This window comes from uncultured Erythrobacter sp., from assembly GCF_947502395.1.
Classification (GTDB): Bacteria; Pseudomonadota; Alphaproteobacteria; order Sphingomonadales; family Sphingomonadaceae; genus Erythrobacter.
Map to the genome: position 1 here is coordinate 1,328,262 of NZ_CANMZM010000001.1, position 11,381 is coordinate 1,339,642.

The 11,381-nt window shown below is 52.2% G+C and carries 8 protein-coding genes; 7 read left to right on the forward strand and 1 reads right to left on the reverse strand.

From position 1 onward, the window contains the following. The first annotated feature begins 87 nt into the window (after positions 1-87). The 3 genes from Q0778_RS06160 to wecC all read left to right on the forward strand — a co-directional run bounded on the left by Q0778_RS06160 (position 88) and on the right by wecC (position 3,699). Entirely contained in the window at positions 88-1,122 is a 1,035-nt protein-coding gene (locus Q0778_RS06160; RefSeq protein ID WP_298334803.1) for a CDP-alcohol phosphatidyltransferase family protein, read from the forward strand. 119 nt (positions 1,123-1,241) lie between these two features. Further along, complete coding sequence (gene wecB / locus Q0778_RS06165; RefSeq protein ID WP_298334805.1) at positions 1,242-2,363, forward strand: UDP-N-acetylglucosamine 2-epimerase (non-hydrolyzing); 1,122 nt, start codon at positions 1,242-1,244, stop codon at positions 2,361-2,363. Positions 2,364-2,445: 82 nt separating this feature from the next. Next, a complete protein-coding gene (gene wecC / locus Q0778_RS06170; RefSeq protein ID WP_298334807.1) occupies positions 2,446-3,699 on the forward strand; it encodes a UDP-N-acetyl-D-mannosamine dehydrogenase in 1,254 nt (417 codons plus the stop codon). Positions 3,700-3,720: 21 nt separating this feature from the next. On the opposite strand, the gene Q0778_RS06175 is transcribed toward wecC, so the two are convergent. Beyond that, positions 3,721-5,538 (reverse strand): hypothetical protein, encoded by a 1,818-nt coding sequence (locus Q0778_RS06175; protein ID WP_298334809.1) that lies wholly within the window; start codon positions 5,536-5,538, stop codon positions 3,721-3,723. Between the two features lie 247 nt (positions 5,539-5,785). Between Q0778_RS06175 and Q0778_RS06180 the strand changes: the two genes are divergently transcribed. The 4 genes from Q0778_RS06180 to Q0778_RS06195 all read left to right on the forward strand — a co-directional run bounded on the left by Q0778_RS06180 (position 5,786) and on the right by Q0778_RS06195 (position 11,078). Continuing rightward, positions 5,786-8,404, forward strand: coding sequence for a tetratricopeptide repeat protein (locus Q0778_RS06180; protein WP_298334811.1), 2,619 nt, complete (start codon positions 5,786-5,788; stop codon positions 8,402-8,404). A 115-nt stretch (positions 8,405-8,519) separates the two neighbouring features. Next, on the forward strand, positions 8,520-9,386 hold the full coding sequence (locus Q0778_RS06185; RefSeq protein ID WP_298334813.1) for a hypothetical protein: 867 nt from the start codon (positions 8,520-8,522) through the stop codon (positions 9,384-9,386). Beyond that, positions 9,383-10,279, forward strand: coding sequence for a class I SAM-dependent methyltransferase (locus Q0778_RS06190; protein WP_298334815.1), 897 nt, complete (start codon positions 9,383-9,385; stop codon positions 10,277-10,279). The genes Q0778_RS06185 and Q0778_RS06190 overlap by 4 nt, the downstream gene beginning before the upstream one ends. A gap of 322 nt (positions 10,280-10,601) precedes the next feature. Beyond that, positions 10,602-11,078 carry a methyltransferase domain-containing protein gene (locus Q0778_RS06195; RefSeq protein ID WP_298334817.1) on the forward strand — a complete coding sequence of 159 codons (477 nt, stop codon included), beginning with the start codon at positions 10,602-10,604 and terminating at the stop codon, positions 11,076-11,078. Positions 11,079-11,381 lie beyond the last annotated feature (303 nt).

Consider the following 11,381-nt stretch of genomic DNA (forward strand, 5'->3'; position numbering starts at 1 on the left):
TTGCGGTCATAATCCTCGGACGAGCCTAATCATCATTCTCGGAGCACATACGCTTTGGCAAGAGCAGTCCTGCTTTTCTCCAGTAATATGCACGCCAACCGCCTGGTCGCAGGGGTCCCGGCTGCTGTACGCGCGGCGCTGGCTCTATGCCAGAGCGAAGAATTTGCAAGCAGCGATGCGATGATTGTCGCCGTTCCAGGCGGGTGGGAGGCCACTCCTTGGGCAAGGTCAGAGTTTGCAAGGCTTCTGCCCGACGTTCGCATTGCGATTGGCGACCCTTACCAGGGCATTTTGCCGGAAGATTCCCCAGTTCTCGACGCCATTTCGGTGCTCTCAGGCGTGCCCGTTATCTTGACCAATCGCGAAGCGGTACAGCAATGGCTCGGCGAGCAGGAGCACGAATCCGCGCAAATCGCCAAATTGAGCGCTGTGAGTTCAGGCATTGTGAAGGCAACTGGTAAACCTTCTGATGGACTGGTCTCGCGCACTCTCAACCGGCCAATCTCTCGGGCGATTTCGCAGGTTCTATTGAAGTTTCCCGGCATCACCCCAATCCACGCAACAGGTCTCGCAGCTTTTACGGCCATCTTGATGGCGGTGTGCCTGCTGTTTGGTGGCGCGAACGGGCTTATAGCAGGTGCTCTGCTCTTCCATGCAGCATCGGTCATCGACGGAGTGGACGGTGAGATTGCCCGCGCAACCATGCGGTCCTCTGAATTCGGCGCGAAACTCGACACCATTACCGATGGGATCACCAACCTGGCATTCCTGAGCCTTGCGTCGCTAAACCTGTATTGGCAGGGGCAAGTGCAAGCGGCGACTTACGGCGCGATTGGGCTCGCACTTTTGGCAATCGGTCTTACCGCCCTTGGGCTACGCTCTATTTCCATGGGAGGGCCCTTCACCTTCGACGCGGTGAAAAACAACTTCAACGCGCGGCCCTCAAAGATCACCAATGCACTGGCTGCAATCACCTCGCGCGATGTCTATGCCGCTATTTTTGCTGTCACTTTCGCTCTGGGATTTGCGGAATGGATGCTGCTGATCTTTATGGGCTCTGTGGGAATTTGGCTGATGACGGTTCTGATTGTGTTGATGGAAACGCGCGCCCGGCGCAGTTAACTGCACCAAAGCAAGACAAAACTAACAAAACCAAACTATAAGGCCTTCCGCAATCACGGCGCACCCCAACGAAGGCGCGCCATACCTGATGAGATAGCGGTTAAGTCAAAGGGTTCTCAATGCCTGTTCCCAAGCGCGTTCTTACTGTTTTCGGCACTCGACCCGAGGCGATCAAGCTGTTCCCTGTGCTGCATGCGCTTGAGCAGGATGACCGTTTTGACAGCCGCGTCTGCGTCTCAGCCCAGCATCGCGCGATGCTCGACTCCGTACTCGAAATCGCCGGATTATCCCCGCATTACGATCTCGATCTGATGAAGCCCAATCAATCGCTAGATGCGCTCACGGCGGCAGCACTGACTGGGCTTGGCGCAGTGATGGACGAAGAGAAACCCGACTGGGTGGTCGTCCAAGGCGACACCACAACGGTGATGGCGGGCGCGATCGCGGCCTACTACCGGCAGATCCCCGTATGCCACGTGGAGGCGGGGCTGCGTAGCGGTGACATTTATCGCCCTTGGCCCGAAGAGGTGAATCGCAAAATCGTCGGCAGTTTCGCCACACTGCACTGCGCGCCGACCGAGACTGCTGCGAAGGCTCTGCGCTCCGAAAATGTAGATCCCAAAACGGTTCATGTCACCGGCAATACGGTGATCGACGCGCTTCACTGGGTCACCAAGGAAGTCGCAGCCAAGCCCGAACTTGCCTCAGGACTCGCAGATATTGAAGCGCGTTTCGCAGGCAAGCACATCGTTGGCATGACCAGCCACCGGCGCGAAAATTTCGGGGAAGGCATGGAAGCAATCGCCAGTGCTGTGCGCGAAATCGCCAGCCGCGAAGATATAGCGGTCATCTTTCCGGTTCACCTCAATCCCAATGTTCGTTCTGTCATGAACGAAGCGCTCGCTGGTCTCGATAATGTCGCGCTGATTGAGCCCTTGGATTACCCCCACTTTGCCCGTCTACTCGATATCGCGCACATCATGTTGACCGACAGTGGTGGGGTACAGGAAGAAGCGCCTGCGCTTGGAAAACCGGTGTTGGTCATGCGCGAGACAACCGAGCGGCCCGAAGGCGTTGAAGCCGGCACCGCCAAGCTGGTCGGCACTGATGCGGACACGATCATCGCCGAAGTGGGAAAATTACTCGACGATACAGATGCTTATGAAGCGATGGCGCGCGCGCACAATCCCTTTGGCGATGGCCACGCATCACAGCGCATCTGCGATCTTTTAGCAGGCTGACTTACTTAATATTATCTTCTCCGCGTTAACCCCGTTTCCCTGCGGGCTTTTCAGGCCCGACGGGAACGGAGTACGACTGGACATGAAAAAGACGACGCTCAATGCGAGTGTGATCGGGCTTGGTTATATTGGCCTACCGACCTCTGCGGTGATGGCGCGCGCCGGGTGCAAAGTGCACGGCGTGGATGTCAGCGCGCATGTGGTCGATACGATCAATCGCGGCGAAGTCCACATCGAAGAGGTCGATCTCGATGGCCTCGTTCAAGCAGTTGTTAAAGATGGCTTTTTGAAGGCCAGCCTCGACGTCGAACCTGCGGGTGTCTTTGTGATCGCAGTGCCTACTCCTTTCTCGCATGACGGCAAACACACACCTGACATCTCGTACATTCTTGAAGCAGCTGAAAAGGTCTCCAGCGTCCTCAAGAAAGGCGATTGCGTAATTCTGGAATCAACCTCTCCGGTGGGCACGACCGAAAAGATGCGCGATGTCTTTGCGAAGAATCGCCCGGACCTTGCCATGCCCGGACTTTCGGAAAGCACGCCAGATATTTCCATCGCCTATTGCCCAGAGCGGGTGTTGCCAGGCAAGATTCTTGAAGAGTTGATCCATAATGATCGTTCAATCGGAGGCATTACGCCGCGCTGCGCTCGCAAGGCGCTCGCCTTTTACAAGCGGTTTGTGAAAGGCGAATGCGTTGTCACTGATGCGCGCTCGGCAGAAATGACCAAGCTCGTCGAGAACGCGTTTCGCGATGTGAACATCGCCTTTGCAAATGAGCTTTCAATGATCGCGGATGTGCAAGGATTGGACGTGTGGGAAGTGATCCGTCTCGCCAATCGTCATCCACGGGTGAATGTGCTTCAACCAGGCCCTGGGGTGGGCGGCCACTGCATTGCGGTAGATCCCTGGTTCATCGTTCATGGTGCGCCTGACGAAGCGAAGATTATCAGACAAGCCCGCGAAACCAATGACAGCAAAACGCACCACGTGCTCGCGCGCGCCAAAGCGCTTGCCGATGAACATTCAGATGCGAAAATCGGCTGCCTTGGCCTCGCCTTCAAAGCCAATATCGACGACTTCCGCGAAAGCCCTGCCCTTGAAATCGCAGCCAATCTGGCACGCGACTATGGTTCTCGCGTGCGCGTGATTGAGCCTTATGCAGACGACCTGCCAGACGAATTCGCAGGAACAGGCGCGGAATTGATCGACATCGATACCGCGCTCGAGGAATGCGATATCCTGCTGCTGCTCGTCGATCACGATGTTTTCAAGGCCATCCCCCCAGAAGAGCGCGGCGATAAAGTGGTATATGATACACGTGGGGTGTGGAGTTAGCGCCACACTTTCGGCGCAATACTATATGGGTAGAATGGTCGCATCTTCTAAGGTGATTTGCGATTTGCCATCCGCCCAAATCCGACACTCAAAAAAGCCGCCGAACATCCCATCCAATCCGCTTTTAAATGTTATCGACCGGGTTGTTTTGCCAGGAATGATTCGGGGTAATTTGACGTTTACCAATGGCTCGGTGTCGAGTGCTACGTCGATCACCGATTTACTGGGCTTTATCGAACCTTTGCTCACAGTCAAGGTAACGCGCCAGTGGCCGGGAAGCAACGGTCGCCTGACCGTAGCCATGTAGCCTTCAGCGCTCGAGACACTCTTGATCTTGCCTTCGCTCAAGAGTCCAGCCGGTCCAGCGTTGAATTCTTCGATAAGGCTGATCGGTTCCAGAACCGGGGCCTTAACCTCTCCAAACCGAATTCGGGACGACACAGGCGTAAGGGCGCAAGCGATAAATGTTGTGAAAGTCTCCTCGAACTGGGAGTGCGGAACATTAAGCCCGACAACACGACGTGGGCGCGCACCTGATGCCATGCGCTGGTGCTCAAAAGAAACGATCTCCGCCAAAGCTTGCTCAGTAGCCTTGCTGGATCTCGGTTCGCATGCGGGCGGGGCTGCGAGGCACAGAAGATCAGCGTTTCTGACGATTGCAGTTGCATTGCCTTCGCTCGCGATATCAAGAACTTCAAGATCAAGTTTGGCACTTGCGATCCAGGCACGAAGGCGGTCCGCGCCATGTAGGTCTTCGCCCAACCATCCAATCTTCGTGCCAGGGCCTGCATGGGCGAGATGGTCTACAAGAAATGCTGATAGATGACTTTCTGGTGCATCGGGAAGAGCATTGAAGCTTTCTGGTCCGTAGACATAGCTTACCGGCGCAGATCTGGGAGTATGCTGGGCGACCGCAAAAATCGCGGCTTTCGAGGGTGGCTTCGCGAGCTCAAACTCTTCGAAGTGTTCATGAGGCGCGCCCCAAGTCGTCTCCTGCTGACTAGGCACAGTATTTTCGACCTGATCAACATAGACTTCAAAGGGATCTTCAGAACGGCCAGACTTATGTTTCGCCGATATTCTTCGTGAATGCTCAGTGTGATAGAGGGCCAGATCGCCACCAGCCACCTCATTGAAATTGGTCAATTGGCCGAGAAGAAGCGCGAGGCGCGCATTGAGGTTGCTGTCAACGTGCCATCCCAAAGTCATCTCTTCGTTGAAGCCACAAATGGCTTGCAAATCACTCGCCCTTGCCAGTTGGAAATCGCCCGGCCCATCATATCCGATCTTCGGCAAATAGTGCTCGACTGTCTCATCAAGGGCGAAGACATCGGCATAATGGAGCGCTAGGCGAGCGGCCTCTATGGGGTCGGTGCGAGGAAATGTCTCCCAAACCAGTCGCGGAATTTCGAAACGTGGCAGCCCGAAATACCCTTGCGGCAAGTGTTTCACCAATGCGCTCAGAGTTCCCCCGGACGGGCTCACAAGCATGCAATCGGGATTAGTTGACAGGACCCATTCGTTCTTAGGATTTAATCGACGCAGTGCCACATTGCGACAAAACGCCTCACGTACAGGGGGGCCGACGTCAGGTGCCGCGTCATGGATTTCAGGACGCACTCGAATGACCCGGATTAGGTCTATCGCCTTTTGAGCAAGCGTGTCGCCAATCGCTTCCATATAGGTCGGCAGGTCATTATCTGTGTTGTAGTCGACGAAGATGATCTCATCCTCACCAGCCACCAATTGGCGGGACAGCTGATTAAGGCCAAGCGCCGTCCTGCGATCAAGCGCGTAGCTGTAGTTGTCGTTTCGACCATAAACGATTGCGGAAATCACTAGCCAGGTTCACACGTATTCCGGAGAGAGTTAATCGGGGCTCAAACGCTGGCTCACTGCCAAAGTCAGTTCACGCTTACGAATTGGCTCAGCACCTCAAATTAGTCAAACCGCTTCAGTATTCAAGTTGACTTTTCTCAGTAGCTTCTGCAACACGGTCTCCACTACCCTGTCTCGTCCAATGGCTTGATATTGCAGCCATGAGAAGAGCTGTCCATTCACATCAGTGCAATCGATTAGGCTTTAGATGTTGAGTCGCCTGGCAAAAGTTATTGGGCTTGAAATCCCCAAGCCAAAGGTCAATGCGATGATTGCACGCGGGGATGCCGCTCGGGACAGAAAGTCCTGGCGAAAGGCGTCTGACGCTTATGCCGAAGCTCTCGAAATCGCTCCGTTTCTAACGCACATCAGAGTGCAATTTGGTCACATGCTTAAAGAAGACGGTCGAGTCGAAGAAGCCGTTGCGGCCTATCAGCATGCCGCTGCCGATGATCCGGACAATGCCGATATCAGGGTAAATCTGGCCCACGCGCTCAAGCGACTGGGGCGCAATGAGGAGGCCATTGGAGCGTTTCGCGATGCAATCAATCTCAACCCTGCGGATCGCGAGTCAGTCGACGAAATATTCCACCTAAGTCAAAACCTGACCTCGGTTGTGTCGTCTGCCCAGGCGCAAGGCAAAGTCGACCTTTCTGGCTTGACTATGACTTTAGAGGATCTGTCCGAGATAATTCGACCAGGCATTTCGGTCGTGACATGCGCTAGAAACCGCACCGACAATCTGCTGCGCGCCTTGCCAAGCTGGCTTGCATATCAAGCGGTCAATGAAGTTATCATCGTAGACTGGACTTCGCTAGAGCCAGTTGACGAAGCCCTGAAAAACGCCGGTTTTTCCGACCCCCGCATCAAGGTGATACGGATCGAAGACGAAACGCGCTGGATTCTCTCTACGGCCTTTAATGCAGGCTTTAGGACCGCGAGCTATGACAAAATTCTCAAGGCAGACGCAGATATCATCTTGGGCGACGGTTTCTTCGACAAGAATCAATTGAAAGAGGGCTCCTTCGTTGCCGGTGATTGGCGCGATGCTGAACCCGGTCAAGAGTTTATTAATGGCTTTTTCTACGTCTCTCGCGACGATTTGATGAGCGTCAACGGATTTAATGAGTTTATCACGACATATGGCTGGGACGATGATGATCTTTATGATCGTCTCGAGGAAGCGGGCTGTAAACGCATAAGCGTGGACGTTTCGACCATAACACATTTGCCTCATGATGACGTTGCACGACTAGAAGCACAGACGAAGGAATACATCAGCGCACGAGGGCAATTCTGGCAACAAACGTCTTCGAAGATCAACGCCAACCGGTTCATGTGCTTCTTGTTGCCGGGCTGGAGAAAGAGCTTCGGTCTTCAGCAATTCGCGATTAAATCTGTCAATGATCGCTTGTTCGTTGGTAAGCGCAGTGCCCCCCGGCCTGCCGTCGTTCCCAGCAAAGTTCGCCAAGATGCCGAACGCTACGCGATAACCGAGTTCCTTTCTGGCAAAGTGGGCTTGCTGGCTTATGAACTCACACAAGATCAGACTGACGTTTTGATGAGCGTGTCCTCACTTGACGCGGTAACTGCTTTGTCGACTGTCCTTGTCAGGCGGCACCCGGATCGATTGAATATCGACAGCAAGTATCTTATCATTCGCCTGGATGATGATATCAAGGAGGGTGAAGATTTATTGCTTTCCGCCCTTGATGCGCTTGAGTCCAAGGCCGAGGAAGCTGGGTTCAGCCTTGTTGTGCTTGATGCATCAGCAGACCTTCTCGATGATCGCTACAAAGGCCACACAACGGTGCCATTTCTAGCTTACCCATCTGCATCTGCAGCAATTACAATGGAGCAGCTGGCAGATCTTGAAGAGATTGATGCTAAACCCGGAGAATGCCGCCAATTCTATTTGACCGCCGCTATTGCCTCGGAGCTGATTGGGGGAAAGCCCGCCGCACCTGCCCTATCGGTTAAAAGAGACATCCTCTACATCGACGCACAACACGGTCTTGGCAATCGCTTGCGGGCGATAGCCTCATGCGCATCAATCGCTAAAAAGTCCGGACGTGAATTGGTGATCGTATGGGAACCTGACCACCATTGTAATTGCAGTTTCTTGGATTTGTTCGATTATTCGGGAGCACTTATCCAGGAATCCTTCTTGGAGGAAGCCAAGTCGAAGGGCATGACGACACTCAACTACATGGAGATTGAGGAAGACTCCACGCGCGGGACACCATTGGTCCTAGAGGATGGAGTGCCCGCTTACGCGCGCTCCGCCTATGTCCTGGAGCATCCGTTCAGCGAATGGAGACGGGAAAACCACTTTCTGCGCTGCCTTAAGCCATCACGAAATGTTCTGGATTTGGTCGATAAAGTTCCTGAGCGAAGCGATGTCAGCCTTCATGTACGGATGGAAGGCGCCGCATCAACAGAAATCCATAGTTATGATTCACCTGAAAATTGGCCGGAACACGATCACACGACCATCCAAGAATGGCGTGACAAGAGCCACTTTTCAAACTTCATGAACTGTGTTGACGAATTGATCGAAGCGGGCGAAGCACAGACGTTCTTTCTCGCTGCAGATTTGCCGGAAACATACGCCGCTTTTTTGAAGAAGTATGGCGATCGAATTCGTTTTCTCGAACGAACGCATTTTGATCGATCGCGCGATCAAATGTGGTACGCTCTCGCTGATGCGATTCTGCTTAGTAGGTCCAACACAATGCTTGGCAGCAATTGGAGCTCTTTTTCGGAGATTGCACTCCGACTCTCGACCAGATTTGACCACATACAGTTGTGTGGTAAGGATTTTTAGGCAAACATTGCTGACTTCAATAATGTTGCGAACCAGATGCTTAGATAACCCCAACCTCCCTTTAGAGCTTAAAAAAACGTCTCGACCGTTCCAATGTGAAAGGCAACAAAAGGTAATGGAAACGCCTCCGAAATATCTGCCTTCTAATCTCAAAGGGCTAACCGCTGGCATCTTTCAGACGGAAGAGAACCTGTTTCTCGATGACGTCGAGCTTCTTGGCGGCCAGCAATTAACACTTGGGACAACGATCGATCCGAGCAGCGCACGCAAACTTGATTACTTCCTGCTAGATATGCGCAGCGATCTAGGCCCTGATTATGCCGCAAAGCTTCGGAGTTTTCTGGACATTTTCAGGCAGACAGCCAACGGTCGACAGTTGTATGCGGCGATACCATACATCGAGATGAACTATCATTGGGACGTTCACAATGACACGATACCCTCCGCTCACGGTGATGCCTTTCCGGGCCCACGTCATCTCTATGATAACATGATGGCCGATTTTGCCGTCCGTTCGATCAGCAATCTTCCGATGAAAGACAAAATGCGGTGTATGGTGCTGCGGCTGTCGCCCCTCAGTCGAACAGTAGTTTGTATCATGGCCGCTAGTGGACAGGGGAAGACCACATTCGTCCGCCAGCTCAAACAGAATTCCAGCTCATTTCACGTAGCCTCGGATTATCTGCTCAGCAGTATTATCGGGCTAAAGGACGATGGAAGCCATTCGGAACAGGTGAAGGCCATAAAGGCCTCCATTTCTGGACTCGACCATAATGGCATCTGGAGCAATTTCTTTCGCATGGTCGAGAAAGACGATCAATTGCTCTATGCCTTCCTCGAAATCGTCCTTTTGCAATTCGAAACTGCCAGCAACAAGCAGTTCGTAAGCTTTGATATCGATGCTCGCGAAGAAAACACCCAGTCAAAAATCAAAAGATTCTTCGAGGGAAACGGCCTCAAGGCCTGGATGTGCACAACATGAACCAACCGAACATCAATTATCAGCAAACTAGGCTAGAGCACACCAAGCGTAAGTATGACACGCTTGGCCTCCCCGATCTGCGGGGCAAGCGCTATGCGGATCTTGGCTGCAACGCAGGTATGTTTTGCCGGTTTGCAGCGGACGAAGGTGCCTCGAAAATTGTTGGCGTTGATATCGACGCTCACCTTTTGGACATAGCTCGCGAAAACGTGCCTGAGGCCGAGTTCTTCAACTTTCGCTTCGAAGATATCGTGCTTGACGATCACACTTTTGATGTGATCACGATCGCCAGCGCCATTCACTACTCAAAGCGATTCCTGAATGTCGCCGACATCATTCTCGATCTTTTGGCTGATGACGGATTGCTTGTAATAGAAGGCGGCCTCTACGATCCCGATGGCAAAACAGAGCTGAACACGCCGGTTCCCAACTGGCGCGAGATTGGCGACCACTGCAGGCATTTGTCCCGGCGATTTGTGGCGGATGTATTGTTCCCTCATTGCGAAGTGACCCTTGTTGGACCAAGTCTAAAACAGGGTGGTGACAATTTGAAGCGGTATGCGATTCACATTCGCAAAAGACCGGGCGAGCAGCGCCCAACGACCCCAGTCACTGCACAATTGGATTTGCCCGAGTTCCTTAAGGCAATTACGACGTCAGACACTACGATTCATGACAAATATCCGATCAAGGCGTACTTCGAAGTCATATCCCGCCTTTCGGAAGCCCCTTATGCTCCCGTTGCACCCGAGCAACTTGAGGCACTTGCCAAGTTCATCAAAGCTGAGATTGCCTATTGCACCTCAGACTGGGCCGACAGCGTAGTTTATCTTGACGTAGGCAATACGCATTTAGGCCAATTGATCTGTTCCGGGACACAGGACTCTAGATAGCGACAGAGCCCTCGTTAAACGCTCATGTGGTTAGGCTCAACAACAAAGACGGCAGCATCAACTTGTTTTAGGCAGAGTACATTTCCAACACTGACCAACGATGAATCACCCATTTCGAGTTCAAGATGGTTCATACCAAAAACGACCATTAATGCTCGAAATGCAACTAGGACAAAACCGGATGCGTGGAATAGAAATAAGAAAGCAGATTCGTGAACTCGTACGATCTACCATCCCAGTGGACGAAATGAGATAAGCGTTCCCAGAAAAGTTTAGGGGTGGAGCAAAAGTCACAGGCGATGATGATAAGGATAGCCGTGCGTTGCTTTATGAACTGGAAGGACTGTTAAACCCGCAATCTATCGGGTTCATGGTGGACATCTTACCATATCTTTACAAACGTCTACGCGATGCCGATCCGTCTGTAAGGTCAGAAGAGCAGTTGACTTTGTTGGATGTGGGAGACCGCACCGGTGTTGGCGCCGATCTGCTCGCGAGCATATTCTATGGCATTTGGTCGAAGCAAAAAATCTCGGTCGATGTTCTCGACATCAATGACACATTTGAAGACTATATTTATGCTAGCACGAAGTTTGTTCGCCAGTTCATATGTACTGATATCTTTAACATGGAAAGCGAGCAGTATGATTATATCGTTTGCTCACATGTTATTGAACACATCGATGAACCATTCTCATTCTGTGAACAGCTACGGAGAGTTTCAAAGCGCGGTATAATCATGTACTGCCCATATGAAGAGCATGATCCGATCATCGGATACAATACGATAACGCATTAAATGATCGAAGGATTTGGGGTCCAGGATATCACTATTCTGGATAACACCTGGTTTTGCAAGCAACAAAGCAGACCTGATTTAAAGACTGTTTTGTTTTGACTTCCCTCTTTATATTGAGAAAATCTTAACTTCTTAGCCTAGCGTAAGTCGAAATTACTAGCGTTTATTATCGCGATGAGCCTTGGCTTTCAATTGCCGGTATGGTTTGCCTTGCTGATGCGATATTTGACGCGCTCCTCTGGAATGTGACCGATTTTTGTTAGAGTCTGGCACGAAGGAGTCAGACGAGGATGAAACGAAGTC